The sequence below is a fragment of the Dietzia cinnamea NBRC 102147 genome (genome assembly GCF_001571065.1).
Taxonomy (GTDB): domain Bacteria; phylum Actinomycetota; class Actinomycetes; order Mycobacteriales; family Mycobacteriaceae; genus Dietzia; species Dietzia cinnamea.
The window spans coordinates 1-26,536 of sequence record NZ_BCSW01000043.1 but is presented as its reverse complement, the minus strand read 5'-3'; the positions used below and the strand labels follow the sequence as shown (position 1 = coordinate 26,536).

The following is a 26,536-nucleotide window of genomic DNA, read 5'->3' as shown; positions in this document are numbered from 1 at the left end:
TCCGGCCACCGGCGCCCCGGTGCGTGCGGGCAAGCGGCAGGTGCGCCGATTCGAGCACGCAGCGCCAGGCGATCTGGTGCATGTGGATATCAAGAAGCTCGGCCGCATCCCTGACGGCGGCGGGCACAAGGTCCTCGGCCGCGCCAAAGGGCGTCGAAACCGGCGAGCAGGGACCGGGTACTGGTACATCCACAACGCCGTCGACGACCACTCACGCCTGGCCTACACCGAGTTGCTGGAAGACGAGCGCAAAGAGACCGCCGCCGGATTCTGGCACCGAGCCCACGCCTACTTCGCCGACGCCGGGATCACCGTGCGGCGGGTCCTGACCGACAACGGCTCCTGCTACCGCTCCCACGCGTTCGCCGACGCCCTCGGGCCGGAGATCAGGCACAAACGCACTCGCCCGTACCGGCCGCAGACCAACGGCAAGGTCGAGCGCTACAACCGCACCATGCTCGAGGAATGGGCCTACGCCGCCGCGTACGTCAGCGAATCCGACCGCGCAGCTCGCCTCCCGGCGTTCCTGCACCACTACAATTTCCACCGCGGCCACACCGCACTACGAGGCGCCTCACCCGCAGACCGCGTACACAACCTGCGTGGGCAGTACAGCTAGTCGGCCGCCGTCAGCCCCCGCAGCAGCCGAGGGCGCAGCGGGCGCCGTCGCGGTTCCGGCCGAGGGCGGGTACGGAACCGGGGCGGTCCTGAGCCGACCCGGTCTCGACCTCGTCGAGGAGCTCGAGCACCATCCGGGCGAACTCTCGGCTCGGACCCGGCGTGGCGCACCGCGTGACCGTGACCCCCAGCTCGCGGACCTCGTCGACGAGCTCGGTGTCCAGGTCCCAGATGACCTCGACGTGATCGGAGATGAATCCGATCGGGACGATCACCACGTCGGTGACACCCTGCGAGGTGGCCAGCTCGCTCACGTGGTCCACGACGTCCGGCTCGAGCCACGGCACGCTCGGCGGACCGGAGCGGGACTGCCAGACCAGGTCGTAGTCGGCGACGCCCGCCGCCTCGGCGACGAGGCGCGACGCCTCGGCGACCTGACGGCTGTAGAGGTGGCCGCCGAGTGACGGCGGCCCGGCCGCCTCGTCCGCCGACGTGGGCACTGAGTGGGCGGTGAAGATCACCCGGGCCCCCGCCGCGGCGGAGGCGATGGCCTCCCGCAGGTCGGAGGCGAACCGCTCGATGAACAGCGGGTGGTCGTAGAACTGGCGGAGCCGCACCATGGTGGGCGCGCCCTCGACCTGGTCGCGGGCGCGGGCGATGTCCTCCTGGTACTGCGCGCAGCCGGAGTACCCGCCCCACGCGGAGGTGGCGAAGACGGCGGCGTTGCGGACCCCGTCCGCGACCATCTGTCGGACGGTGTCCTCGGCCATCGGCGTCCAGTTGCGGTTGCCGAAGTACACGGGCAGGTCGCGGCCGCGGTCCGCCAGCTCGGCCTCGACGTTGGCGATGATCTCGCGGTTGAGGTCGTTGATGGGGCTGCGACCGCCGAGGTGCCGGTAGTGCGTGGCCACCTCCTCGAGGCGCTCGCGCGGGATCCCGCGGCCGCGGGTGACGTTCTCGAGGAACGGGATGACGTCGTCCTGGCCTTCGGGGCCGCCGAACGAGAGCACAAGCAGGGCGTCCACCTGCCCTGAGGTGGCGCCCGGGGTGGAGGGGGCGTCGGTCGATGCGGTCATACAGATCACTCCTGTCCGCTGAAGGAAACGGTCCCGGCGCCGCCGTCGGCGTAGATGACGGTGCCGGTCGTGGCGGCCATGAGGTCGGAGAGCAGGGCGACGGCCGTCGTCGCGACCGAGGTGGGGTCGTCCACGTCCCAGCCGAGTGGCGCCCGCCGATCCCACTCGTCCTGCATCCTGTCCAGCTCGCCGCCGGGGCCGAGCGCCTCGCCGGCGATCGCCTTGGCCGCGAGGGTCTTGACGGGGCCGGCGGCGATGAGGTTGGACCGCACGCCGTCGGGGCCGAGTTCGCGGGCGACGTAGCGGTTGACGGCCTCGAGCGCGTTCTTGGCGACCGACATCCAGTTGTAGAAGGGCATGGAGAACCGCGGGTCGAAGTCGAGTCCGATGATCGACGCGCCCCGGTTGAGCAGTGGCCTGGTGGCCTTGGCCAGGGCGGAGTACGAGTAGGCCGAGACCTCGAGCGCGACTGCCACGTCCTTCCAGGGCGCGTCGAGGAACGGGTCCCCGAGGCAGCTGGGCGGCGCGAACCCGATCGAGTGGACGACGCCGTCGAGCGAATCGGCGTGTTCGCGGACCCGGTCGGCCAGTGCGGCGAGGTCGTCCTCGCTCTGCACGTCCAGCTCGATCACCGGCGGACGTTCGGGGAGGCGCTTCGCGATCGCCTTGACGAGGGAGGGCCGGCCGTACGCGGTGAGGATGACCTTCGCGCCGTGCAGTTGGCAGTGCTTGGCGATGTGGAAGGCGATCGAGGCGTCGGTGATGACTCCCGTGACGAGGATCGTCCGGCCGGCCAGCAGTCCGCCGCCGGTCGTGGTGGTATCGCCGGAGGCGACCGTGGCGTCCGTCTCGGTCTGGCTCATGTCAGTGCCCCATTCCCATTCCGCCGTCGACCGGGATCACGGCCCCGGAGATGTAGCCGGCGTCGTCGCCGGCGAGAAAGCTCACGAGCCCGGCCACGTCGTCGGCCGAGCCCTTGCGCCCGAGCGGGATGGCCGCGACGGCCATCTCCTGCGTCTTGTCGTCCAGCCCCGCGGTCATGTCGGTGTCGATGAAGCCGGGCGCGACGACGTTGGCCGTGATGTTCCGCGACCCCAGCTCACGGGTGAGCGAACGGGCCATACCGATGAGCCCGGCCTTGGAGGAGGCGTAGTTGACCTGGCCGGCGGTGCCGGACTGGCCCACGACGGAGCCGATGAAGATCAGTCGACCGAAACGGGCGCGCAGCATCCCGCGCGAGGCGCGCTTGGCCACGCGGAACGCCCCCGTGAGGTTGGCGTCGAGCACGCGGGTGAACTGCTCGTCCTTCATGCGCATGAGCAGGGTGTCCTCGGTGGTGCCCGCATTGGCCACGACCACCTCGACCGGCCCGTACTCGGCCTCGACCGCGGTGAACGCGGCGTCGACGGAGTCGGGGTCGGTGACGTCGCACTGCACCCCGAACAGCCCGTCGGGGGCGCCTGAGCCCCGGTGGGTGACGGCGACCCGGTGGCCGTCGGCGTGGAGCCTGGTGGCGACGGCGCGCCCGATCCCGCGGTTGCCCCCGGTCACGAGGATTGTCCGCGGGGTGGTGCCGTGCGTGCTCTCGGAAACCATGCCCCCCACCCTAGCGAGCCGGGCCGGCGGGCCCGGCGCTGGTGCGTTCCGCCGGCCCGCCGGGACTCACGGGATCCGGCGGTGCGCGGTCAGCGAGCCTGCCGCCGCCGTCATGGCGAGGAGGGAGCCGATGATGAGCCACGGCCGCGAGGCGTCGGCCTTCTTCCACTCGTAGCCGATCTGCTCCTCGAGGGTGCGGTACACCGAGTCCAGTTCCTCGAGGGTCGACGCCGTGAAGAAGTCGCCGCCGGACAGCTCGGCGATCGTGCGCAGGGAGGCGTCGTCGACGGGGACCGGTTGGGGCCGGCCCTGGATGTCGACGGTGCCGTAGAGGGTGCCGAACGAGATCGTGGAGACGGGGATCCCGGCCTCGGCGGCGCGCTCGGCGGCGGTGAACGCGCCACGCTCCTCGGTGGGGTCGGCGGGGACGGTCTCCTTGCCGTCGGAGAGGAGGACGATCCGGGCGGGCGGGGCCTGGTCGGGGCCGCCGAGGCTCTCGGTGAAGGTGGTGATCGCCTGGGTGGCGGTGTAGATGGCCTCGCCGGTGGCGGTGCGCTCGTCGAGGCTGAGCCGGTCGACGGCGCGGACGACCGGACCCCGGTCGGTGGTGGGGGCCACGAGCATCGAGGCGGTCCCGGCGTAGGAGACGAGGCCCAGGTTGACGCCCGGGGTGAGATTGTTGGCAAAGGTCGTGGCGGCCTGCTGCGCGGCCTCGAGGCGCGAGGGTGAGACGTCGGTGGACTCCATGGACAGGGAGACGTCGACGACGAGCATGACAGTGGCCCGGTTCCGTGGGACCTTCTGTTCCCTCTGTGGGCCGGCCAGTGCCACGACGAGCGCCAGCAGGGAGAGCACCAGGAGCACCGCCGGGACGTGCGTGAACCAGCGGCGACCGCGGCGGTCGACGGTACGCAGGGTGCCGAAGTTGCCGAAGCGGACGGTGCGCCGCTTCTTCGAGCGCAGCGCGATGACGTACCCGACAGCGAGGGCGACCGGGACGATCAGTAGGAACAGCCAGAGCGGGTGCTGAAACTCGGACAGGCTCATCGGCTCGTCACCTCCCCCGCCGGGCGGTGGTCGTCGGGTAGATCCCGGGTCACGCTGTCGCCGGTCGGGAGCCCACCCCGGCGTCGGATGCCCACGAAGTCGATGACGTCGCGGATCCAGTCGCGGTCGGTGCGCAGCGCGAGTACCGGCGCACCGCACCGTCGCAGGGCGGAGTGGACGCGCTCGCGGTGTTCGCCGGCCGCGCGGCGGTAGTCGGCCGCGAGGGCGTCGTCGACGTCCAGTTCGAGGACCTCGCCGGTGGCCGGATCCTGGAGGAGGGCCGCGCCGACGACCGGCAGGGCGATGTCGAGCGGGTCGGCCACGTGGACCGCGAGGAACTCGTGGCGGGTACCGAGCACGCGCAGGGAGCGCTCCCAGTCCACCTCGGACAGAAAGTCGGAGATGACCACCACGAGACCGTGGCGACGCGCGGCGTTGCGGACCGCGTGGAGGCAGTCGTCGAGCGCGCCCCCGGGAGAGACCTGGGCCGGGTACCGCGAGACCTCCTCGAGGAGCCGCCGGACGTGGTCGCGCCCTCCGGTGGCCGGGAGGACCCGCGGCCGCCCGTCCCCGGTGAGGACCATCCCCACGCGGCTGCCGCCGCCGGCGGAGAGGAACCCGACGGTCGCGACCGCCGCCTCGACCAGACGCCTCTTCACGCCGTGGCGGCCCTGCACGTCGAGGCTCGGCGTGAGGTCGACGACGAGCCAGGTCTCGAGCTCACGGTCCGCGATGGTCTGCCTGATGTGGGGCACGGTGGTCCTGGCGGTGACCGACCAGTCCATCGTGCGGACGTCGTCGCCCGGTTCGTAGGCGCGCGCTTCCCCCGGTTCGGTGCCCGGCCCCGGGAGCAGCCCTCGGTGGTCGCCGTTGAGGACACCGTCGAGGCGGCGCGTGACGAGCAGCTCGAGCTGGGTCAGGGCCGCGCGGGAGGACGCGTCGACCGGGTCGTCGCGCCTGCCCTCGTCCGCGGTGGTCACCGTGACGGCGGCGGGCCGGCCTGGGCGGGGACCGCGCTGATCTGCGGGAGGGGAACCGCCTCGAGCACCCGGCGGACCACGGTGTCGGCGGAGACCTCGTCGGCCAGTGCGTCGTAGGTGAGCACGAGTCGGTGGCGGAGCACGGCCGGCAGGACGTCCACGACGTCCTGGGGGACGACGTAGTCGCGGCCCCGAACCAGGGCGAGGGCGCGGGCGGCGGTGACGGCACCGAGGGTGGCGCGCGGTGAGGCGCCGTAGGACAGCCACCGGGCGACGTCCTCGAGTCCGTGCCGGGCGGGCTCCCGGGTGGCAATGGTGACCCGGACGACGTAGTCGACCAGCGCGTGGTGGACGAACACCTCGCGGACGGCGTTCTGCAGCCGCACGAGCGCGTCCACGCCGAGGACCTGCGTGGGCGTCGGCGGGGTGGAACCCATCCGGTAGACGATCTCGCGCTCCTCGTCGGGGCTCGGGTAGTCCACCACGAGCTTGAACAGGAAGCGGTCCCGCTGGGCCTCCGGAAGCTGGTAGACACCCTCGCTCTCGATGGGGTTCTGCGTGGCCATCACGAGGAACGGGCTCGGCATGGGGAAGGTCTGCCCGCCGATGGAGACGTGCCCCTCCGCCATCACCTCCAGCAGCGCCGACTGGACCTTCGCCGGGGCGCGGTTGATCTCGTCCGCCAGGACGAAGTTGGCCAGGATCGGGCCGAGCTCGACCTCGAACTCCTCGCGCCCCTGGCGGTATATGCGGGTGCCCACGATGTCCGCGGGGACGAGGTCCGGGGTGAACTGCAGACGGCGGAAGCTCCCGCCCACCACGGAGGCGAAGGTCTCCACGGTCAGCGTCTTGGCGACGCCCGGCACGCCCTCGATCAGGATGTGGCCGCGAGAGAGCAGACCGACCAGGATCATCTCGATCAGGCGGTCCTGGCCCACCACGACCTTCTTGACCTCGTAGACCGCGCGCTCGAGGAGCCGGGCGTCCTCGGCGGCGGTCGGGGCGCTGACCGCGGGGGACGCGGCGGCCTGGGTCGGATGGTCGGGGTGGGGATCGCTCACCGCGGAGGGCTCCTTCGCGTGGTCGGGTGTTCCGGGCGCCCGCCCGGGCCGTCCGAACGGGCTGGGGACGACAGTACCGCTGCGCGGCTCAGACCAGCCGGACCACCATGGGTGAGATGCCGGCCATGCGGACGGGCGAGATCTTCACGACGTCACCCGACTGCGGGGCCTCCACCATCCTGCCGTCACCGAGGTACAGCGCCACGTGACCGGGCCAGAACAACATGTCGCCGCGTTGGCGGGTGGCCACCGGGTACTGGGGGCCGGCGGTGTACTGGTAACCGGTGTAATGCGGCAGGGCCTTCCCGATCCCGGCGAATGCGTAGATCATCAGCCCGGAGCAGTCGAAGCCGATCTTCTTGTAGTCGCCGTGGCTGTCGGCGACGCCACCGTCGCGGATGCCGCGCGTGGGCCCGTTCGCGTCTCCCCCACCCCAGGCGTACGGGACGCCGAGCTGGGAGAGCGCGCGGTTGATGACGGTCTCCACTCGTGCGTTGCTCGAGGGCGTGCCCGCATCTCCGCCGTGGCCGGTGCCCGGGGACGCGGGCCCCTGGGCGATCGACCCGAGGTCGGCGCGGCCGATCGCGTCGGCGACCTGCTGCACGATCGCCTCCGTGTCGACGCGGATGCCCGCGTCGACGGCGGCACCCACGCTGCCGGCGTCGATGGCGCCCCCGACCGCTCCGCCGAGTGCGCGGGTGGCCTGGTCCGACGACCCGCCGGCGAACTGGCGCACGGCGCCGAGGTCGAGGTGGGCCGGGAGGGCGGAGGCGATGTCGGCGGCCTGCTCACCGGCTTCCGGATCGGCGGCGAGGACCTGCAGGGCCTCGGCGCGCATCGCTTCGGCCTCGGCATCGATCCCCGGGGTGGGGCCCGACGGGGGCCCCGCCGGCGTGGCCCCGGACTCCGCGAGCGCGGCGCGGTGGTTCTTGAGTTCGCGGGTCAGCGCCGCGACCCGCTCCTCCAGTCCGGCGACCTCGGCGGCGACCCGGGACACCTCCGCCTCGGCGGCGTCGCGACGGGCGGCGGCGTCGGAGTACCGCTGCTGTGCCGCGTCGCGGGCGGTGACCGCCTCGGCCTCCCGGCGGGCGGCCTCGTCGGCCGCGGCGACCATCTCCCCGACCACGTGACGCTGGTCGGCCGCCGCGCGACGGAGGTACTCCTGGCGCAGGCCGGCCTCGCCGGGCCCGCCCGGGTCGAGGATCGCCGACGCGGCGCCGGGAGCTGAGCCCTGCCGGTGCAGCAGTCGCGAGTAGTCGTCGAGTGTGCTGCGGGCGGACTCGACACCGGAGTCGGCCTGCGCGCGCTCGGCGGACGTGCGATCGGCCTCGGCGATCGCGCGATCGAGGTCGACCCGGGCCATCTGGAGATCGACGAGGGTCTTGTTCACGCCCTCGCGCTTGACCGCGATCGACTCGCGGGTGCCGTCCAGCCTCGCGGTGGCGTCGGCGACGGCCCGGATGAGACCCGAGATGTCGCCCGGGGCGACGGCGGAGACACCCTGCGCACCCGCGGCCGGGGGGTGCAGCAGCCCGGAGGCCGTTCCCAACACGAGCGCCGCGGCCAGGGCCGCGCGCCCTGCCGCCCTCGACGGGCTCTTCGGTGGCCGTGCCACCGGGGCACGGCGGGACGAATGCTCAGGCTCCACTTTTCACCTTCCGCTGACCGCACGGGGGTGCGGCTGACCGCGCGCCCCGCACGGCGGGACGCGTGACCGGGGCGGCGCGTGCTCCGGTGATGCCTTCCCCTGCGCCACTGGAGTTCGTTACCGCCTCGGGAGAACCGATGGTTCCTTAAGCACCGTAAGTCACAGCGAACACATGTGAAACAGCGGGCAGCAAAATACACTGCTGTAACTCAATGCACAGTTGTGTCCGCGGCGTGTCCGCGGCGTGTCAGTAGACGCGTGTCAGTGGGCGCGGCGGCGCAGGACGATGGCGAACGCGACCATCGCCACCACGGCCAGGACGAGGGTCACCGCGGTGACGGCCCCCCACGGCGGGGTCGGTGCCGTGATCTTGTGGGCGAAGACCGCGGCGGAGGCGACCGGGTCGAACTCCTCCCAGGCGTCGTCCTGGCCGGCTTCGAGCTGGTGCCTCGGGATCGTGTCGCTGGAGCTGCCGATGAAGGCGGGTGTGCGGACGAGGATCGTGCCCCCGTACTCCTCGTTGAGGAAGGTCGCCACGTCGCGCGCGTCCGTGTAGACCGCCGCGGGGGCCTCCGTGTAGACCACCTTGAGGTCGAGCCCGCGATCCGCCGCCTCCTCGACCACGGTCCGCAGACCCTCGACGAAGGGCTCCGGGGCCGACACCCCGTCGTCGGCGAGATCCGCCACGACCGCCGGGAAGTCCAGCCATTGCGGTACCTCGTCCTCGCCCAACGACGGGATCGGCCCGGCCTCGCGGGCGAGCGTCATCACGGCATCGTCGGGGTTGTCCACGCCCGATATGGTGCCATCTCGTCGTCGTCGCACCGAACCCACGCGCCGACGGCGCGACAACCGCAGTGCCGTTCCCACGTTCGGACGTGCCGGGTTTATACAGAACGTCCGTACTGGTAAATTGGGGGCCGCAGACGTATGGCAGGGTCCACAATGGACCGTGTGTCCACCCCGGCGTCGCCGCCCGACACACACGAGGTGACGGCTCCGGGAGGGATGACGAATCGACATAGACACCACGAGTGGAGCTGACGTGACAGCAAGCATTGACAGCTTCGGCGCCAAGGGGACCCTTGAGGTCGGCGACGAGGCCTACGACATCTACCGCCTGTCGGCGGTCCCGGGAGCGGAGAAGCTCCCTTACTCCCTCAAGGTCCTCACCGAGAACCTCCTGCGCACCGAGGACGGTAAGAACGTCACCAAGGCGCACATCGACGCCCTGGCGAACTGGGATCCCAATGCCGAGCCCGACACGGAGATCCAGTTCACGCCGGCGCGCGTGATCATGCAGGACTTCACCGGCGTGCCCTGCATCGTCGACCTCGCCACCATGCGCGAGGCCGTCGAGAAGCTCGGCGGCGACCCGGACAAGGTCAACCCGCTGGCCCCCGCCGAGATGGTCATCGACCACTCCGTCATCATCGAGTCCTTCGGTGACCACAGCTCGTTCGACAAGAACGTCGAGATCGAGTACCAGCGCAACGAAGAGCGCTACCAGTTCCTCCGCTGGGGCCAGGGCGCGTTCGACGACTTCAAGGTCGTCCCCCCGGGCACCGGCATCGTGCACCAGGTCAACATCGAGTACCTGGCCCGCACGGTGATGGTCCGCGACGGCGTCGCCTACCCCGACACCTGCGTGGGCACCGACTCCCACACCACCATGGAGAACGGCCTCGGCGTTCTCGGCTGGGGCGTCGGCGGTATCGAGGCCGAGGCCGCCATGCTCGGCCAGCCGATCTCCATGCTCATCCCCCGCGTCGTGGGCTTCAAGCTCACCGGCTCGATCAAGCCCGGCGTGACCGCCACCGACGTGGTCCTCACGATCACCGAGATGCTCCGCAAGCACGGCGTCGTCGGCAAGTTCGTCGAGTTCTACGGTGCCGGCGTCGCCGCCGTGCCGCTCGCCAACCGCGCCACCATCGGCAACATGAGTCCGGAGTTCGGCTCCACCTGTGCCATGTTCCCGATCGACGGCGAGACCATCGACTACCTGCGCCTCACGGGCCGCGACGAGGAGCAGCTCGCTCTGGTCGAGGCCTACGCCAAGGAGCAGGGCATGTGGCTCGACCCCGAGGCCCCCGAGCCCGCGTTCTCGGAGTACCTCGAGCTGGACCTGGGCGAGGTCGTCCCGTCGATCGCCGGCCCCAAGCGCCCGCAGGACCGCATCGAGCTGTCCGATTCCAAGAGCGCGTTCCGGAAGGACATCCACAACTACGTGGGCGACGACGCGACGACGCTCGAGGACACCCAGAAGGGCTCCACGCAGTACGGTGACGCCCCGGCCGAGGGTGCCACGCTCGTCCACGCCGAGGAGGGCTCGGTCCGCGCCGACGCCTCCGCCGGCGCCGAGGGCCGGCCCTCCAAGCCGGTCGAGGTCACCGTCGAGGGCAAGGAGATGGTGCTCGACCACGGCATCGTCTCGATCGCGTCGATCACCTCGTGCACCAACACGTCCAACCCGTCGGTCATGATCGGCGCGGGCCTGCTCGCCCGTAAGGCCCACGAGAAGGGCCTGACCGCCAAGCCGTGGGTCAAGACTTCGATGGCTCCGGGCTCGCAGGTCGTCACCGAGTACTACGAGCGCGCCGGCCTGTGGCCCGACCTCGAGTCCCTCGGCTTCCACCTCGTGGGCTACGGCTGCACCACGTGCATCGGCAACTCCGGCCCGCTGCCCGAGGAGATCTCCAACGCGATCCAGGAGAACGACCTCACCGCGACCGCCGTCCTGTCCGGCAACCGCAACTTCGAGGGCCGGATCAACCAGGACGTCAAGATGAACTACCTGGCGTCCCCGCCGCTGGTCATCGCTTACGCGATCGCCGGCACGATGGACTTCGACTTCTCCAGCGACTCGCTGGGCAAGGACCACGACGGCAACGACGTCTACCTCAAGGACATCTGGCCCACCTCCGAGGAGATCGAGGAGACCATCAAGGCCTCCATCTCCTCCAACGAGTACAAGTCGAAGTACGCCGACGTGTTCGCCGGTGACGAGCGCTGGCGCGGCCTCAACACCCCCGACGGCAAGACCTTCGAGTGGGATGAGAAGTCGACCTACGTCCGCAAGGCCCCGTACTTCGACGGCATGGAGATGGAGCCGGAGCCCGTCAAGGACATCAAGGGCGCCCGCGTCCTGGCCAAGCTCGGCGACTCGGTCACCACCGACCACATCTCGCCGGCCTCGACCATCAAGCCGGGCACCCCGGCGGCGCAGTACCTGGACGCCAACGGTGTGGAGCGTAAGGACTACAACTCCTTCGGCTCCCGCCGCGGCAACCACGAGGTCATGATCCGCGGCACGTTCGCCAACATCCGTCTGCAGAACCAGCTGCTGGACGGAGTGACGGGCGGCTACACCCGCGACTTCACCCAGGAGGGCGCGCCGCAGGCGTTCATCTACGACGCCGCCCAGAACTACGCCGAGCAGGACATCCCGCTCGTCGTGCTGGGTGGTAAGGAGTACGGCACCGGCTCCTCGCGTGACTGGGCCGCCAAGGGCACCCGCCTGCTCGGCGTCCGCGCCGTGATCACCGAGTCCTTCGAGCGCATCCACCGCTCGAACCTCATCGGCATGGGCGTCATCCCGCTGCAGTTCCCCGAGGGCGAGTCCCACGAGACCCTCGGCCTGGACGGCACGGAGACCTTCGACATCGCGGGCATCGAGGAGCTGAACAACGGCACCACGCCCAAGACGGTGAAGGTCACCGCGACCAAGGAGGACGGCTCCACCGTGGAGTTCGATGCCACCGTGCGTATCGACACCCCCGGCGAGGCGGACTACTACCGCAACGGCGGCATCCTGCAGTACGTGCTGCGCAACATGATCAAGGGCTGATCCCCTCTCACATCGTCGGCGGTGCGCGGTACCCCCTGAATCGGGCGGGGAACTGCGCACCGCCGCGGTGTATCCGCGAGAAAGGTTGTGAGATGCCCAGGGTCAGCCAGGACCACATGGACGCCCGACGCCGGCAGATCCTGTCCGGCGCCCGTGAGTGCTTTGCCGAGTACGGGTTCGAGGGGGCCACCGTGCGCCGGCTGGAGGAGGCCACCGGCATGAGCCGCGGCGCCATCTTCCACCACTTCGACGACAAGGACGCCCTCTTCCTCGCCCTGGCCCACGACGACGCCGCGGCGATGGCCGCCACGGTCGCCGAGCAGGGCCTCGTTCAGGTGATGAGGGAGATACTCGCGGACCCCGACGAGTTCTCGTGGCTCGGCACCCGGCTGGAGATCGCCCGTCGGATCCGCACCGACCCGGACTTCCGGGAACGGTGGACGGACCGGCAGGCGGAGGTGGACGCGGCGATCGTCGCTCGACTCCGCGAGCAGAAGGCCTCCGGTCGGATGCGCACTGACATCCCGGCCGACGTTCTGCGCGTCTACCTCGACATCATCCTCGACGGACTCATCACGCACCTGGCCACCGGCCGCGGCACCGAGCACGTCAGCGAGATGCTGGACCTCGTGGAGGCGTCGCTGCGCACCGGTCAGGGGTGACAACGCGCGCCGGGGCGTACGTTGTAGCGCATGAGCACACCCCAGACGTACGTCCCGACGATCGAACTGAACGACGGGCGGTCGATCCCGCAACTCGGGTTCGGCACGTTCCAGGTCCCGCCCGCGGACACCGAGAAGGTGGTCACCGACGCCATCGAGGTCGGGTACCGGCACCTCGACACCGCGCAGATGTACGGCAACGAGGAGGGCGTGGGCCGGGCGGTGGCCGCCTCCGGGATCCCGCGCGAGCAGTTCTGGATCACGACCAAGCTCAACAACACCTTCCACGAGCGCACGGCCGCCCGTGAGGCCACCGAGCGGTCGCTCGAGGCGCTCGGCGGCCGGATCGACCTGTACCTCGTCCACTGGCCGCTGGCCATGCACGACGATGTCGCGCGGGTCTGGGAGGCCATGGAGGAGATCCGCTCCGACCTGCCCGTCGACTCGATCGGCGTCTCCAACTTCACGGAGGCGAACCTCGCCCGTCTCGCCGATGCCGGGCTGAGCACCCCGACGGTCAACCAGATCGAATCGAACCCGTACTTCGTCAACGACGAGCTCCGCGCCGCCTGCGTCGAGCGCGGGATCGCGGTCGAGGCGTGGAGCCCGCTCGCCCAGGGGACGGTCTTCGGCGACCCGCAGCTCACGGCGCTGGCCGAGCAGGTCGGGCGCACCGTCTCCCAGGTGGTGCTTCGCTGGGTGCTGCAGCGCGGGGACATCGTGTTCCCCAAGTCCTCCAGCCCCGCGCGGATGCGGGAGAACCTCGAGCTGTTCGACTTCGAGTTGACCGACGAGCAGATGGCCTCGGTTTCGGCGCTGCACAACGGCACGCGTTCCGGCCCGGATCCGGACGTCTTCGACTGGCGCGGCTGAGGGCCAACCGTCCGCATACCGGCGAGCGGCTCGCGCTGTCGCCCGTCAGCCGTCACTTAGGTCAGCATTTCCCCAGGAGAGCCGGCCGCAGAACGTACCGAAGTGACGGCTCTTCGCTCTAGGGCTGCGCTGCCAGCGTCGAGAAGTCAGTTCCGCACACGTCTGCCGAGAGGCGCGTGTGCGGAACGCTCTTTTCAACGGCGGGATCGGGCCGGCGCGTCCTAGAGTCGGTCCATGACCACCACCGGCGCGCACGGCGCGGCCGTCGCGCACGACGCGGCCGGCGCGCACGACGCGGCCGTCGCCCACGACGCGCTGGGCCGGACGGCGCGCGATCGCGCCACCACGGCCCCGGTTCTGGCCTCGTACGCAGCGGGGAGCCTGGGTACGGGCGCGTTCGGCACGCTGCCCGGCCTGGTGTTGGCGTACTACCTCACGGACTCGATCGGGGTCGTCGCGGCGGTGGCGACGGTGCTGGTGCTGGTGCCCAAGGTGGTCGACGTGCTCGCCTACCCGCTGATCGGCGCGATCTCCGACCGCGCGTCGCACCGCACCGGCTACCGCACGGGGCTGATGCTGTCCGGCGCGCTGGCGCTTCCGGTGCTCTTCGTGGCGACGTTCGCCGCGCCGACGGGCTGGAGCACGGGCGCGGCGGGCGTGTGGGTGATGGGCTTCTTCCTGCTGGCCTCGCTCGCGTACTCGTGTTTCCAGGTGCCGTACCTCGCGCTGCCGGCCGAGCTCACCGAGGACGCCGCCGCCCGCGTGACGGTGTTGGCGTGGCGGGTGCCGGTGCTCGCCGCGGCGATACTGCTCACCGGCGGGGCGGCCCGGCGCTGCGGGACGCGGCCGGTGGCGGGGCGACCGGGTACGTGGTGATGGCAGCGGGCGTCGCCGCGGTGATGCTGGTGGGGATGTTGTGGTCGACGTTCGTGGCCGGCCGCCGCACGATCATGCGCGCCGACGCACCCGCGGGTGGCCTCGCCCACGAGTATCGCGACGGCCTCGACGCGCTGCGGACCACGCGGCCGTTCCGGCTGCTCGTGGTGGTGTTCTGCCTTCAGGCGGTGGCCACTGCGGTGATGCTCGCGGGCGGTCAGTACGTGGCGACGTACGTGCTGGGCGACGAGACCGCGCTGACCGGCCTGTTCCTGGCCCTGGTGGGGCCGGCGTTGCTGGTGATGCCGCTGTGGGCGCGGCTCGCACACGGGTGGGGCAAGGTTCCGGCGCTCGCCGTGGCGACGGTCGTGTTCACGGTGGCCACACTTCTGCTCGTCCCGGCCGGTTTCGCGCCCGGTGGGTGGGTGCACGTGCCGGTGGCGTTGGCGGGCGTCGCGTACGCGGGCATGCAGGCGCTTCCGATGTCGATGCTGCCGGATTGCACCGACCTGGATCGCACATTGGGGGGACGACGACGAAGTGGCGCCATGAGCGGCCTGTGGACGGCCTCCGAGACGGGCGCGATGGCGTTGGGGCCGGTGGTCGTCCTCGCCCTGTTGGCGGTCGGTGGGTTCCGCTCCGGCGGGGTGGCCGATCAGCCGGGGTCGGCGCACTGGGCGATCGTCCTGGCGTTCTCCGTGGTCCCCGCGGTCCTCGCGGCGATGAGTCTGCCGCTGATCCGGACCCTTGGCAGGTCCTATCCCCGATGGACGGAGCGCACATGACCCCCGATCCCCTGGCCCTCGAGATCGCCGACCGCGGAGAGCACGCCCTGGCCCGGTTGGCCGCGCTCCGGGCGCTGGATCCGCCGACGACCGGCGGCCGGGTCCTGTCGTACGTGTACGACTCGGGACTGGAGGAACTCGACGAGTTGGCGACCCGCGCCGCCCGGTTGGCGCACGGGGTCAACGGTCTCGACCCCACGGTGTTCGCCTCGGTCGCCGCGATCCACGGGGGGATCGTCGACCGTGTCCGGGCGATCCTCGGCGGCACGTCGGAGACGGTCTACGGCAGCGTCACTTCCGGCGGGACCGAGAGCTGCATGCTCGCCTGCCTGGCCGCCCGGGAGGTGTCCGGCCGGGAGCCCGGCGGCGGCGGGGCGATCGTCGCCCCGGTCACCGTGCACGCCGCGTTCCGCAAGGCCGCGCACCTGCTGGGTCTGCGGTTCGTCGGCGTCGAGGTGGACCCGGCGACGGGCAGGGTATCCGCCAACGAGCTCCTCGCGGCGGTCGATGACCGGACGGTGCTCGTCGTGTGCTCGGCCCCGGCGTACCCGAACGGGGTGATCGACCCTGTGGCCGAGGTCGCTGCAGGGCTCGAGGCACGCCACGACCCGCGGATCGGGCTGCACGTCGACGCCTGCCTCGGCGGGCTGGTGCTGCCGTTCTGGCCCCAGGCCGCGCGGGCCGAACCGGGCGGGTCGCAGGTGGCGACGCGGTGGGACCTGCGCGTGCCGCGCGTCACGAGCATCTCGGCGGACCTGCACAAGTACGGCTTCGCTCCCAAGGGCACCTCGGTTCTGCTCAGCCGCGGCCGGGAACGCCACCGCGCCGCGTGGTTCGCCACCGTGGACTGGCCGGGCTACCCCGTGGTCAACCCCACGCTCGCCGGGTCTAAGCCCCTCGAACCCGCCGCGGCGGCGTGGACGGTCCTCGAAGCCCTGGGCGACGACGGGCAGCGGGAACTCGTCGCCCGCACCGCTCGCGCCACCGATCGCCTGGTCGAGGGATTGTCCGCCATCGAGGGGCTGCGGGTTCTCGACCGGGACCCCGGACCGCTGCTCGCAGTCGCCACCGACGACACCGTCGATGATGGCCGACGCGTCCCTCCCCACCTCTGGGCCGACGCCTGTGGCCGGAGGGGCATCTCCGTCCAGGCGCAGCCGGCCCACCGCCAGGAGCGGGGCCTCTTGTCGTCGTCGTCCCACCTCACCGTCACCCCGGTGACCGAACGGCTGGTCGACGACATCCTCCGGGTGGCGCGCGAGGCGGCCGACGAGGCGCGGGGTCGGGGCGCGCCGACGCCGCCGGCCGCGTTCGGCGACGTCCTCGCCGCACTGGATTCCGGCGCCCTCTCCCCCGGCGATCTGCTCGCGCTGCCCGAGGACGACGTCCACGCCATGGTCTCGGGAGTCCTCGCGGACGCGCCTGAGGACGGAACGGGCGGCGGCATGGCTCCGCTCATGGCGGCGATCGAGCGCCTCCCCGCCGACGTCGGGGCCCGTCTCGTCCGGGCCTACCTCGCGGCCGTCATGGAGTGAGGTCGGCGAACTCGGCGCGGACCTGTGCCGATGCCCGGAACCATCGACCGATGTACGGCACCGCCAGTGGCGCGGGGTCGGTGCGAAGGTAGCGAATGAACCACGCGGTCAGGCCGTCCCAGACGGTGTGATCACCCGGCGGATGGAGGTTCCACCCCAGCTCCGCGAGCGTCCAGTGGGCCTTGGCGGAGTTGCGCAGCATCGACGTCGTCATCCAGTTGGAGTCCGCGTCAGCACCGCCCCGGGAGACGGGGTGTAGATGATCGATCGTCGGGAACAACTCCCAGAAGGCGAAGTGCGACCGCGACATCGCCCAGTTCGGATCCGCTGGGAAGTCCTCGGGCAGGAGAACTGACAGCAGCCGGAGCGCTCCCGGGTTGATCAGGCGGGCGCCGCTGTACCGGTCGGTGAATCCGTCGCGGTAGAACAGCCGGAGAGAGGCCCGCTCGGTGTAGCTTCGCGACGTCTTCTCCACCGGGGTGAACGGGTACCGCTCGCGCAGGATTCGCCGCCCCTCACCGAGCCCGTCCGCTTCCAGCGCGGCGACGACATCAGCGAGGACATCGGCCTTGTCCTCGGGCGCGGGTGCGGCGGGCGTCGAGCCCGGGGCCGGGACTTCGGAATTAGCATTGCTCATGAAGCCCTCCTCATCCCGCGGTACTCGTTCGAAACCCACTATGCCCTCTACGAAACCGCCCCCCGACTCGAGGTCGAGGGGCGGCGCATGTGCGGGGTGCGTCAGACGAAGACCGCGATCGCGACGTTGACGATGCCGAGCGCACCGGCGACATGGGCCAGCGTCGCGGTGGTGCCCTGCGCGCGGGCCTCCTTGCGGACGCCGAGGATGGCCACCACCAGGATGACGAGCGCGATGACCAGTTTGATGCCGATCTTCATGTGGTTGACGTCGACGTCGTCCATCTCCCGCAGGCCCACCAGCAGCAGGCCGGTGACCACCTGCAGGATGGCGCCGTGCAGGATCGCCTTGTTGACGTGGGGCGCCTTGATGGTCGCCAGCCAGCCGCCGATGATGCCCGCCAGGCCGATGAAGTGCAGGATGAGCACGATGTTGAAGACGATGTCCATACGGCGATTCTCTCAGGTCGGAAGGACATAACGCCTGCTTAGGGTGCCCTATGTAACCGGCGTCTCGGCGGGCGTGCATCGGGTACCCCGGGTCAGGTTTTCTCCTGTCGCGGCAGGACCACCACCGGACAATGGGAGTGCGGCACGACGTGCTGGCTCACCGATCCCAGCAACATGCCCGCGAACCCGCCGCGCCCGCGCGACCCCACGACGACGAGCCGGGCATCCCGCGACGCCGCGACGATCGACTCGGCCGGGTGGCCGCGCATGACGAGCTGCTGCACGACGGCGTCCGGCCCGAGCGTGTCACGCACGGTGTCGGCCAGCACCTGCCGCGCCTGCTCCTCCAGTTTCTTGGGCGACTCCGCCCCGGACATCGCGTACGGGCCGAACACCGGCGCGACGTCGAACGCGGTCAGCGCGATCAACGGCGCATCGACCGTGCGGGCGTAGTCGGCCGCCCAGATCAGTGCCCGCCGGGAATCGGGGCCGCCGTCCACTCCGACGACGACTGGTCCTGTATCCATGAGCGCTCCTCCTTCGACGAGTTCGTCGCCGGCGCTGGACATGTCGTGCACCGACGACACCCCCACCGTAGACGGGATGGAAGGGACGGGCGGAGTTACGCGAGTTCGACGGTCTCATGCGCGAACGCCGCGTGCCCTCGATGCAGACTGGGTGGGACTCAACTATGGGTGCGATCAGAACCGGCCGCGTTCGATCTCGTCCCGGCTGGGGGGATCATCCGAGTCCCAGATCTGAGAGTAGATTCCCGAAACCCGAGGCCAGAGCTCTCGGACGCCAGTTTCAAGTGAGTCGATGAGGTCAATCCCCGGGCCGAGCGCAACTATCTCGTGAGGAATGATGCGCCCTGCGGCGTCACTTCGCTGGAGTGGATCGGGGAACCGCACGGCAATCGCATCTGTGGAGCGATGGAACGCCTTCGCTGAATCGGTGTCGCCACCGAACGCCCGCTCATACGCGGCCAGTGGGTCACCGAGGCCTGCACCAAGCAGAAAGCGGAAACCCCAGTTCGCACCTCGGGTGGCCCAGATCAATCGCGGGGCGCCCTCCGAGTGGGTCGTCACTTGCGGAACAGCGCCACGTTGTCGGTGACGGACTGCTCCAAGTCGAGCTTGAACTGTGTGAGCATCGCGCGAAGATGGTCTTGCTTGGCTCGAGCCTCTGTGTTGACTTCCTTGAGTTTGGGCCCCGCGGCGGCTACGGCGGCGGCGAGGATCGGCGTCAAGTGGATGAAGACCCCGACAGCCTTGTTGGTCTTGGCAACGTTCTTGAACAGCTTCTCCACTGTCTTGAACTTCATACCGAGGAGGGCGGCTGCGATCACGTCGGCGCCATCGGCCAGTTTGTCCACGACTTTAAGGGGGATGTCGAATTGCTGTTGCCACTGGACTCGGCGCTCCAGCGGAAGAATCGATGCCAGCGGCAGGATCAAGTCCACGCCCACGCGCTGGGTCAGATCGATCTCGGACGGTTCAGACCCTCCCGGTTTCGTTTGGAATTTGGCAGACGAGAGGAGGAGGAAGTCCTCGCCGAGCGAGAGAGCCTCGGGCGTGTCGAGAAGGCCGGCGATCGTGTCGCGGAGGCTGTTGATCTCTCCCGCGGATTTCAGGATGAGGAGGTCTCGAAATTTCTCGACTGTCCAGTCGGGCAGGAGATCGGACTTGGACAATGCAAGGACCCATATCCGCGGGAACTCGACGAGTGGTCCGTCGGTAGCGAGCAGGTCGTCTTTGATTCGAAGGAGGTTCTGGCGGTAGTTGGCGAAGAGTGAGGTGAGGTAACGCTCTTCCTCGCCACGGTGATCGAGCAGCTTCTGCCCATCCACGAGGATTAGGGCCACGTCCGACTTGAGTAGGTTCTTCCATGTCTCGAGACGGCGCTGCTTCTCTTCCTCGCCGTCCGGGTCGCTCTCGAACCATTCGCCTGGGTAGTCGTGCCACATGAGGCGCAATTCGTCGAACGGGCGCTTCGTGGACTCCTTCAGCCCGGTGGTCTTGAGCTTCACCGCGAATTGGTAGGTGGTGCCGCTGAATCGGTTTGTAATAGGCGTAGCTGCATTGTCTCGCAAGCCCAGATAAGTCTGGAGTAGACGGCCACCTTGACCGGCTTGGAGTGCCACAAGATCCCAGAGGTCGTTCTGGTACGCACTTTCCTGGGTGGGACCATAAAACGAGGACACCAACACCGTCTTGCCGGAGCCGGATTCTCCGAACACCGCGATGTTCTGCTCCTGGACCTTAGGGAAATTCGCCATGGCGGGAAGCGTAGAGGACACATCGCTCACCACATCTGCAAAGGTGGGAATCGTCCCACGACTAGGATCTGGCAAGTGGCCAGACCTTCCGCCCACGCGGGAGGTGCTAGTCGCCCGCACCCGATCCGCGACGAGGAGACCCGTTCACCGTGCTTCAGAACTCCCCCCGCTGGAAAGAGGTCTCCCGCTCGGCGTTTGAACACGAGAAGCAGGGTCTGGCGTTGCTCGCCAACGCGGTGCCGGACTCGGAGCCGTACCGGGTGTGGGCCAACTTCGAGTTCCAGGACTCCCACGGCCAGTGGCACGAGGTGGACGCGCTGGTGGTGGGCCAGTCACGCATCCACTTGCTCGAGCTGAAGTCGTACCACGGCCGGATCGGCGGCGACGAGCACCGCTGGGTGACTGACCGCAATGGCCGCGTGGACACCATGCGCTCACCGATGGTGGCCACGCGTCGCAAGGCGCAGCGGTTCAAGTCGAAGCTCGAGCAGGAGATCAGCCGGATCGCGCGCGATCAGCAGGAGGACCCGCACATTCGTCAGGTCGCCGCTGCGGTCGGTCGCCTGCCGTGGATCCAGGAGGCGGTGTTCCTCCACGATCCCGGGGTCATCTCGCACCTGCCGGCGGACGGGGCGCACAACATCTTCGGGGTGGACCCGGCGGACTTCCCCGGCCGGGAGGTCCGGACCAACCTGCCGCCGATCGCCGACCGGATCCAGGAGCCGGTGGGGCGCGAGCGCATCAGCGAAGCGATGAGCATGCTCATCGCGCTGGCCATGCGCAGAATCGCGGGTATCACCGTCCGCGACCACCTGGCGGGGTCGTACCTCCTGCACGACCGCATCGACTCACCCGATCCGCGCTTCCACGAGTGGGAGGGTGAGCACCGCGAGACCCACGAGCCCATCCGGGCGCGCGTACTCAATGTCGAGGCGGCCGCCACCGAGGGCGAGCGGATGCGCATGCGCCGGACGCTGCGCCGGGAGTACGAGCTGCTGTCCGGACTAGGCAACGAGCACATCGTGGCCCCTCGGTCGATGGAGACGCTGCGCGGCACCTCGGATGAGGTGGTGATCTACCCGGCGCTGCCGGACCATCGCCCGCTGGATGTCGCGCTGCCGGGGGCCAAGCTCTCGGCGCGGGAGCGGGTGGAGATCGTCCGCCAGGTGGCGGACGCGCTGCTGTACGCCCACCGGCATCAGGTGGCGCACCGAGGGCTCGATCCCACCACGGTGCTGCTCAACATCGAGCTGCTCTCCACCCGGCCGGTCGACGGGTACGGCCGAATCGAGGTGAAGGTCGACGGCTGGTCCGGGGCGGGCGCGGCCGAGGCCTCGGGAACAGTCCTGGGGGCCACAGGGTCGGCTACCTCGGTGCCGGGAGACGAGCTCGCCGGCCGCGTGTACCTGGCGCCAGAGGCCTCGGGCATCCACACGCCGGACCGGATGGCGGCGGATCTGTTTTCTCTCGGTGCGCTGGCCTACTACGTCCTCACCGGCGGGCAGGCCCCGGCCCCGGACCGCTCGTCACTGCTCGACCGGTTGGAACGGGACCGCAGCCTGGACATGTCGGCCGTGACGAGCGAGTTCGACCAAAAACTGCGGGCGCTCGTCATGGACGCCACCGCGGCGACGGTCCAGGCGCGCAACACCACGTTCGGGGTGTCGGATGCCAGGCAAGGGCTCTCCCCCGTGATCGGGTTCGAGCGCCGCCTGGTCGAGGCCGTGCGACCTGCAGCCGTGCAGCCCGCCGCCGAGCAGATGGACGCGCTGCGCCCGATGATCGACGGGGTGCTCGAGGCCCGGTTTGTCGTCAAGAAGGTCCTGGGCTCGGGGTCGACGGCGGTGGGCCTGCAGGTGGAAGACCTCACCGACGATTCCGGTCCACCCACCAAGGTCCTCAAGGTGGCCCGGGACGAGCGCGCCGCGGAGCGCCTGGCCGCGGAGGCGGAGGTCCTGCGCTCGCTCGGCCAGGGGCTGCCGGCCAAGTACTCCTCCCTGTTCGTGGCGCTGCTCGAGGGCCCGATGGTCGTCCACGACCGGCGCACATGCCTGGTGCTCACGGATTGCGGGGAGGTCTCGCTGGCGAGCATGCTGCAGCTCGGGCGGATCTCCCAAGACCGGTTCTGGAAGTTCGCCATCAACCTCGCGGACATGCTTGTCGCTCTGGAGGCGGCGGGGGTCGCGCACCGGGACATCAAGCCCGCCAACCTCGGGATCGTGGGACGGGGGCGCGGCCAGCACCTGGCCCTGTTCGACTTCTCCGCCTCCCGCGAGTCCCTTCAGCACACCAAGGTGGGCACGGGCGTGTACCGCGATCCGTTCCTGGGTCGGCGGTCGCGGCAGATCGCCGACTCCTCGGCCGAGCGCTATTCGGCCGGCGTTGTGTTGTTCGAGATGGCGACGGGTGAGACTCCGACGTACGGGGACGGGGTGAGCGAGCCCTCGCTCACCGACGGTCACGTGGTGATCCGTCCGGAGGTGATGCCTCCCGAGTGGAGCCGGGACGTGGTGGAGCAGATGACGGGGATCTTCACCCGTCTGCTCGATGGGGACAGCGGGGTGCGGTTCGGCTCGGCGCAGGAGTTCCGCGAGGCGCTCGCGGCCGTCGCCGCGTCGGTCAGCGCGGGTGACGGGGGGACGACGACGAGGGATCCGGTCACTCCTCGAGATACTCCCACTCCCGTGACAGCCGTCGCTCTCCCGACGTTGGCGGAGCTGGCCGAGGAACTCTTGCGGGCTGCGGGCAGCTCGCGCAGCTCCGATTACCGGCTTGTGCGGACGATCCTCGGGCGGGGCGAGGGCGCGCCGGAGGATCCGTTCCAGGCCATGTCCCGGTACGCCGAGCCGCTGCGACTGAGCGCTGGCAGGATCCCGCAACTCACCGGCAAGTTCCCGGCACTGTGGCAATCCTCCCCGGCGCTCACCGCGGCATTCGAGGAGATCCGCGCCGCCACCCGCCGGGAGATCGTGCGCCGTGGTGGGGTCGCGAGCATCCGGCAGATCGCGGGGGCGGTGGAGCAGAGTTTCCCGGCGGAGCAGGGGCACCGCGATTCCGAACGCCTGCGGCTTGGCGTGCTGCGCGTGTTCGACCTGGGCCTGCACCGCGCTGACGCCGCTGGCGGATCCGAGCTGGAGCTGCTGCGCCGCGGTCGCTCCGCCCGGGTGATCGGGATGAGCGTGCACCCCGAGTGGGCGCGTCCCCTGGTGGCCGAACTCAACCGTGCGGCGCACGACCTGCTCGCCGAGCCGGGGGTGCGGCACGTCCCCGCGGAGCTGGTCCACACGGAGCTGCGGGGGGCGGCCCGGTCGGTGCCCTCGGACGCCGCCGACGCGGAGTCCCGGATCGATCCGCTCACCCTGGCGGAGCTGGCGGTGGCAGGCGACGACGAGTTGGCGCTCACCGCAACTGGTGACCTGTACTCCACCGCTATGGAGCTGCCCGAGCTGCTCGCGCTGACGCTGCCGCGGGCGGCCAGCCAGTTCAACCTGGGCCTGCTCAAGGATCTCATCCGCGCCCGCTTCCCGGAACTGCGCACCCGCGAGCCGAGGCGTGAGGACGTGGAGGCGGTGCTGGCCGAGCACATGCCGGGGATGGCGTGGGATCCGCAGCACCGGGATTTCCGCTACCCGCAGCAGGGAACCGGCCTGAGCATGGTGCATACCCGGACACCGTCCGCGTTGGTCACCGACCGTTCCGGCACCGAGGATCCTCTGATCGAGCAACTGGCGCGCGCAGCCTCGAGCCCGGGGTTCGTCTCCGTCTCGGTGCCCTACGGACGTGGAGACGAGGTCGCGAGCAAGCTGGCGGAGCGCCTGGGCGCCGAGGTGGTGGACCTGTCCGCTGAGGTTCTCGCCAGCGTGGACTCTCTGCTCGAGACCAGCGGCCAGCTGGACAAGCGCGGGGAGTTCCTGCGGTTGCCGCCCGAGCAGGTGCGCGGCGTCATGGAGGCCAACGTTACGACGGTGCTCGACAACGTCGATGCCACGGACGGCGCAGCGTTGGTCCTCACGGAAGCTTCGCTGCTCGCCGAGTACTCACAGCTATCCCAGCTCGGGCGATGGACGGATCTCACCGCTCCCCCGCGCCGGCCGGTGGTGTTGGTGACGGGCCGCGCCAAGGACGCCCCGGGCCAGCCGGACCAGGTGGACGGACGCCCGCTCCCCATCACCAGCGATTCGCAGCTGGTGAGCGTGTAAGCGAGGGTCTACTTCCGCTTGCCCAGCGAGGGCGCGCCGCCGGACCGCACATCGAGCACACCGACGACGTTCTCCGGCCCCCGGCTGATCCGGCGGCGACGCTCCAGGTATGCGTCCAGCAGGAAGGCCAGCTCGAGCTCCGATGGGTGCGACTTACGTCGCCGGGAGGCGAAGGCCGCGGCGAGGTCCTTTAGCCGGGCCCTCCGGTTCCGCAGCATTGTCCTGGCGTCCGCCTCGTAATCCACTCCCCTGTCGATCAGGGCGCTGATCTCGGCATCACATCTCGCGATGGCGTTGCGAAACCCTTCGGCTGACGGTTCCTCGCACCACGTCAGAGTTTGCCGGACCTCCATCCGGGCGGTCTCGATCCGTTTCCGTTCCTTGTTGGGCAACGACCGCAAGCGCTTGGAGTCCGCGGCGGAATCGGGAACCAGCGTGATTCGCCCGTCGGTTTTCGGAGGGACCTTGGCCGGCGCCACTGCCGCAGCCACTGCCGCCGCGGCCTGCCGCTCTCGGGCCTTGCGGACAGACCTCTTGATTGCCTTCTTGCTCTTCTGCGCGACCGCGCGTTTGGCCTTGAGTGCCCGGATCCGCGGAGCGTCGGCGGGGACGCCGTCCTCGATGAGAGCGACGATCTGGGCGTCGATTGCGGCGACGGCGCGATGGCGCTCCTCGTCGGTGTTCATGTCGGAAACACTATCCGGGTCTCGCCGCTCTCACGGCCTTCGTAGGATGTTCGAGGGACCCGCAACGCGCGGGTCCGCGTGTGTGAAAGGCCAGGTGCCAGGTGGCGGGTAAGCGGCGGAAGTCGGCGGAGCAGCAAACGCTCACGGATGCGTTGCAGCCAGTGGTGCGAGATCTCGTCGACGACATGCGTGCTCGCCTCGCGGCTGACCTGGACAAGACGGCGGAGTGGAAGGCCATGCACGCGGCACTCAAGGAATCGCAGCGCACCGGTGCCACGTGGGCCGATTGGCAAGAGGATCAGCTCACCCAGGCGGCAGTCGGGTGGGTGCTCACGAGTGTCTTCGTGCGGTTCTGCGAGGACAACGACCTGCTGGGGGCACACCAACGCTGGATCAGTGGACCGGATGCGGACGGGCGTCGGCGTGCGGTGGACGAGCAGGACCGCTTCTTCTCGGCGAATCTCGATCAGAGCTTCCGTGGCTATCTGCGGCATGCGTTCTCCCAGCTGGAGCGTTCTCCTGCGGCGGCGCCCCTGGTGAGCGAGCACGCGGGAATTCACATCGCCGAGCCAAGTGATGACGCAGCGCAGCGTCTGGTGGAGTTCTGGCGGCAGGCCGATGCCGAGAACGCCACCGTCTGGTCCCTGCGCAATCCGGCATTGAGTACGCGTTTTCTGGGCGACATGTATCAGGACCTGTCGGAGTACGCCAAGAAGAAGTACGCGCTCCTCCAGACGCCGGAATTTGTTGAGGAGTTTATCCTTGATCGCACGCTTACCCCGGCTTTGAGGGAGCGCTCCCCTCGCCTTCCATCGGTCGATGCGGAGGGTCGGACCGGGGCCGTGGACTTTAAGATCATCGATCCCACTTGCGGATCGGGGCACTTCCTTCTCGGTGCATTCGAGCGGATGCTGGATTACTGGCGCGCCGAGGCTCCGGGAATGGAGCCGACCGAGCAGGTGCGCCTGGCGTTGTGCTCCATCTTCGGGGTGGACATCAACCCGTTCGCGGTGGCGATCGCCCAGTTCCGGCTCATGGTGGCAGCACTCCGAGCGATCGGCGGGTCGAGCCTGCTCAACGTGCCCGAGCTTCCAATACAGGTGTACGCGGGCGACTCGCTGCTCTGGGGCGAGGACTGGACGTGGACATCCGGGATGGACTACGGCGACGATCAATTCGATCCCGACAGAGTGGCCGGCAAGATTAACTTGAGTACTGAAGACGAAGACTCCTTGCGGACCGTCCTTAGGCGGGACCAATACGACGTGGTCGTTGGGAACCCTCCATATATCACGGTTAAGGACAAAGTCCTTAATGTCCGCTACCGCGAACTCTACGCGATGGTATGTAAAGGAAAGTACGCACTCACGGCGCCGTTCATGGTCCTATTTCACGACTTGGCCAAGTCTGGACTCGACGACCGGAGCCGTGCAGGAAGAGTCGGACAGATCACAGCGAATTCTTTTATGGCTCGCGAATTTGGAACGCCCATCGTTGAAACCTTCTTCCCTTCAGTCGACTTGTCTGAAGTTATCGATACCTCAGGTGCGTACATTCCCGGACACGGAACGCCGACCGTGATCTTAGTGTCGCGAAACCGGCGTCCGCAATCCGAAACGGTCCGCGCGGTGTTGGGTGTTCAGGGCGAACCTGGTGCGCCGATAGATCCCGCATATGGGGCTC

At 69.6% G+C, this 26,536-nt stretch carries 22 protein-coding genes; 9 read left to right on the top strand and 13 right to left on the bottom strand.

Features of this window, described 5'->3' with window-relative positions:
* On the top strand, nucleotides 1–619 hold a 619-nt coding region (locus DCI01S_RS12880), incomplete at its 5' end, for an IS481 family transposase (protein WP_061229602.1).
* Nucleotides 620–629: 10 nt separating this feature from the next.
* Here DCI01S_RS12880 and DCI01S_RS12875 read toward each other — a convergent pair.
* The 8 genes from DCI01S_RS12875 to DCI01S_RS12840 form a co-directional block, all read right to left on the bottom strand.
* Nucleotides 630–1,694 carry a ferrochelatase gene (locus DCI01S_RS12875; protein ID WP_061229598.1) on the bottom strand — a complete coding sequence of 355 codons (1,065 nt, stop codon included), beginning with the start codon at nucleotides 1,692–1,694 and terminating at the stop codon, nucleotides 630–632.
* A 5-nt stretch (nucleotides 1,695–1,699) separates the two neighbouring features.
* The gene (gene inhA / locus DCI01S_RS12870) at nucleotides 1,700–2,557 is read right to left on the bottom strand and encodes an NADH-dependent enoyl-ACP reductase InhA (protein ID WP_061229597.1); all 858 of its coding nucleotides are present in this window, start codon (nucleotides 2,555–2,557) and stop codon (nucleotides 1,700–1,702) included.
* A gap of 1 nt (nucleotide 2,558) precedes the next feature.
* Entirely contained in the window at nucleotides 2,559–3,290 is a 732-nt protein-coding gene (fabG1, locus tag DCI01S_RS12865) for a 3-oxoacyl-ACP reductase FabG1 (RefSeq protein WP_061229596.1), read from the bottom strand.
* Between the two features lie 66 nt (nucleotides 3,291–3,356).
* Nucleotides 3,357–4,337 (bottom strand): VWA domain-containing protein, encoded by a 981-nt coding sequence (locus DCI01S_RS12860; protein ID WP_061229595.1) that lies wholly within the window; start codon nucleotides 4,335–4,337, stop codon nucleotides 3,357–3,359.
* On the bottom strand, nucleotides 4,334–5,317 hold the full coding sequence (locus DCI01S_RS12855) for a DUF58 domain-containing protein (RefSeq protein WP_061229594.1): 984 nt from the start codon (nucleotides 5,315–5,317) through the stop codon (nucleotides 4,334–4,336). Before DCI01S_RS12855 ends, DCI01S_RS12860 begins: the two co-directional genes overlap by 4 nt.
* Nucleotides 5,314–6,378 carry an AAA family ATPase gene (locus tag DCI01S_RS12850; RefSeq protein ID WP_061229593.1) on the bottom strand — a complete coding sequence of 355 codons (1,065 nt, stop codon included), beginning with the start codon at nucleotides 6,376–6,378 and terminating at the stop codon, nucleotides 5,314–5,316. The genes DCI01S_RS12855 and DCI01S_RS12850 overlap by 4 nt, the downstream gene beginning before the upstream one ends.
* 88 nt (nucleotides 6,379–6,466) lie before the next feature.
* Nucleotides 6,467–7,993, bottom strand: coding sequence for an NlpC/P60 family protein (locus DCI01S_RS17920; protein WP_244881729.1), 1,527 nt, complete (start codon nucleotides 7,991–7,993; stop codon nucleotides 6,467–6,469).
* Nucleotides 7,994–8,287: 294 nt separating this feature from the next.
* Complete coding sequence (locus DCI01S_RS12840; protein WP_061229592.1) at nucleotides 8,288–8,818, bottom strand: Rv1476 family membrane protein; 531 nt, start codon at nucleotides 8,816–8,818, stop codon at nucleotides 8,288–8,290.
* A gap of 253 nt (nucleotides 8,819–9,071) precedes the next feature.
* Between DCI01S_RS12840 and acnA the strand changes: the two genes are divergently transcribed.
* The 6 genes from acnA to DCI01S_RS12815 all read left to right on the top strand — a co-directional run bounded on the left by acnA (nucleotide 9,072) and on the right by DCI01S_RS12815 (nucleotide 16,604).
* The gene (gene acnA, locus DCI01S_RS12835; RefSeq protein WP_061229591.1) at nucleotides 9,072–11,873 is read left to right on the top strand and encodes an aconitate hydratase AcnA; all 2,802 of its coding nucleotides are present in this window, start codon (nucleotides 9,072–9,074) and stop codon (nucleotides 11,871–11,873) included.
* Between the two features lie 92 nt (nucleotides 11,874–11,965).
* Nucleotides 11,966–12,535: a TetR/AcrR family transcriptional regulator gene (locus DCI01S_RS12830; RefSeq protein WP_061229590.1), complete on the top strand. Its 570-nt coding sequence runs from the start codon at nucleotides 11,966–11,968 to the stop codon at nucleotides 12,533–12,535.
* 30 nt (nucleotides 12,536–12,565) lie between these two features.
* Entirely contained in the window at nucleotides 12,566–13,408 is an 843-nt protein-coding gene (locus DCI01S_RS12825; RefSeq protein ID WP_061229589.1) for an aldo/keto reductase, read from the top strand.
* A 234-nt stretch (nucleotides 13,409–13,642) separates the two neighbouring features.
* Nucleotides 13,643–14,284 carry an MFS transporter gene (locus DCI01S_RS18185; RefSeq protein ID WP_368664641.1) on the top strand — a complete coding sequence of 214 codons (642 nt, stop codon included), beginning with the start codon at nucleotides 13,643–13,645 and terminating at the stop codon, nucleotides 14,282–14,284.
* Complete coding sequence (locus tag DCI01S_RS18180) at nucleotides 14,284–15,069, top strand: MFS transporter (protein WP_368664640.1); 786 nt, start codon at nucleotides 14,284–14,286, stop codon at nucleotides 15,067–15,069. Before DCI01S_RS18185 ends, DCI01S_RS18180 begins: the two co-directional genes overlap by 1 nt.
* A complete protein-coding gene (locus DCI01S_RS12815) occupies nucleotides 15,066–16,604 on the top strand; it encodes a pyridoxal phosphate-dependent decarboxylase family protein (protein WP_061229588.1) in 1,539 nt (512 codons plus the stop codon). The genes DCI01S_RS18180 and DCI01S_RS12815 overlap by 4 nt, the downstream gene beginning before the upstream one ends.
* Here DCI01S_RS12815 and DCI01S_RS12810 read toward each other — a convergent pair.
* The 4 genes from DCI01S_RS12810 to DCI01S_RS12795 all read right to left on the bottom strand — a co-directional run bounded on the left by DCI01S_RS12810 (nucleotide 16,594) and on the right by DCI01S_RS12795 (nucleotide 19,968).
* Nucleotides 16,594–17,241, bottom strand: a complete 648-nt coding sequence (locus DCI01S_RS12810; protein WP_061229587.1) for an HNH endonuclease family protein — start codon at nucleotides 17,239–17,241, stop codon at nucleotides 16,594–16,596. The genes DCI01S_RS12815 and DCI01S_RS12810 overlap by 11 nt on opposite strands.
* 101 nt (nucleotides 17,242–17,342) lie before the next feature.
* Nucleotides 17,343–17,690 (bottom strand): hypothetical protein, encoded by a 348-nt coding sequence (locus DCI01S_RS12805; protein WP_061229586.1) that lies wholly within the window; start codon nucleotides 17,688–17,690, stop codon nucleotides 17,343–17,345.
* A 92-nt stretch (nucleotides 17,691–17,782) separates the two neighbouring features.
* Nucleotides 17,783–18,217, bottom strand: a complete 435-nt coding sequence (locus tag DCI01S_RS12800) for a universal stress protein (RefSeq protein WP_061229600.1) — start codon at nucleotides 18,215–18,217, stop codon at nucleotides 17,783–17,785.
* Between the two features lie 557 nt (nucleotides 18,218–18,774).
* Nucleotides 18,775–19,968 (bottom strand): TRAFAC clade GTPase domain-containing protein, encoded by a 1,194-nt coding sequence (locus DCI01S_RS12795; RefSeq protein WP_061229599.1) that lies wholly within the window; start codon nucleotides 19,966–19,968, stop codon nucleotides 18,775–18,777.
* Between the two features lie 149 nt (nucleotides 19,969–20,117).
* Between DCI01S_RS12795 and DCI01S_RS12790 the strand changes: the two genes are divergently transcribed.
* A complete protein-coding gene (locus tag DCI01S_RS12790) occupies nucleotides 20,118–24,167 on the top strand; it encodes a protein kinase domain-containing protein (RefSeq protein ID WP_061229585.1) in 4,050 nt (1,349 codons plus the stop codon).
* A gap of 8 nt (nucleotides 24,168–24,175) precedes the next feature.
* Here DCI01S_RS12790 and DCI01S_RS12785 read toward each other — a convergent pair whose 3' ends face one another.
* Nucleotides 24,176–24,853 (bottom strand): hypothetical protein, encoded by a 678-nt coding sequence (locus tag DCI01S_RS12785; protein WP_061229584.1) that lies wholly within the window; start codon nucleotides 24,851–24,853, stop codon nucleotides 24,176–24,178.
* Between the two features lie 101 nt (nucleotides 24,854–24,954).
* Between DCI01S_RS12785 and pglX the strand changes: the two genes are divergently transcribed.
* A partial coding sequence (pglX, locus tag DCI01S_RS12780; RefSeq protein ID WP_156482601.1) for a BREX-2 system adenine-specific DNA-methyltransferase PglX occupies nucleotides 24,955–26,536 on the top strand: 1,582 nt, incomplete at its 3' end.

Coding starts and splice junctions, on each gene's coding strand:
- DCI01S_RS12875 (WP_061229598.1), bottom strand. CDS start 1,694: ATGACCGCATCGACCGACGCCCCCTCCACCCCGGGCGCCACCTCAGGG.
- inhA (WP_061229597.1), bottom strand. CDS start 2,557: ATGAGCCAGACCGAGACGGACGCCACGGTCGCCTCCGGCGATACCACC.
- fabG1 (WP_061229596.1), bottom strand. CDS start 3,290: ATGGTTTCCGAGAGCACGCACGGCACCACCCCGCGGACAATCCTCGTG.
- DCI01S_RS12860 (WP_061229595.1), bottom strand. CDS start 4,337: ATGAGCCTGTCCGAGTTTCAGCACCCGCTCTGGCTGTTCCTACTGATC.
- DCI01S_RS12830 (WP_061229590.1), top strand. CDS start 11,966: ATGCCCAGGGTCAGCCAGGACCACATGGACGCCCGACGCCGGCAGATC.
- DCI01S_RS12825 (WP_061229589.1), top strand. CDS start 12,566: ATGAGCACACCCCAGACGTACGTCCCGACGATCGAACTGAACGACGGG.
- DCI01S_RS18185 (WP_368664641.1), top strand. CDS start 13,643: ATGACCACCACCGGCGCGCACGGCGCGGCCGTCGCGCACGACGCGGCC.
- DCI01S_RS18180 (WP_368664640.1), top strand. CDS start 14,284: ATGGCAGCGGGCGTCGCCGCGGTGATGCTGGTGGGGATGTTGTGGTCG.
- DCI01S_RS12815 (WP_061229588.1), top strand. CDS start 15,066: ATGACCCCCGATCCCCTGGCCCTCGAGATCGCCGACCGCGGAGAGCAC.
- DCI01S_RS12810 (WP_061229587.1), bottom strand. CDS start 17,241: ATGAGCAATGCTAATTCCGAAGTCCCGGCCCCGGGCTCGACGCCCGCC.
- DCI01S_RS12805 (WP_061229586.1), bottom strand. CDS start 17,690: ATGGACATCGTCTTCAACATCGTGCTCATCCTGCACTTCATCGGCCTG.
- DCI01S_RS12800 (WP_061229600.1), bottom strand. CDS start 18,217: ATGGATACAGGACCAGTCGTCGTCGGAGTGGACGGCGGCCCCGATTCC.
- DCI01S_RS12795 (WP_061229599.1), bottom strand. CDS start 19,968: ATGGCGAATTTCCCTAAGGTCCAGGAGCAGAACATCGCGGTGTTCGGA.
- DCI01S_RS12785 (WP_061229584.1), bottom strand. CDS start 24,853: ATGAACACCGACGAGGAGCGCCATCGCGCCGTCGCCGCAATCGACGCC.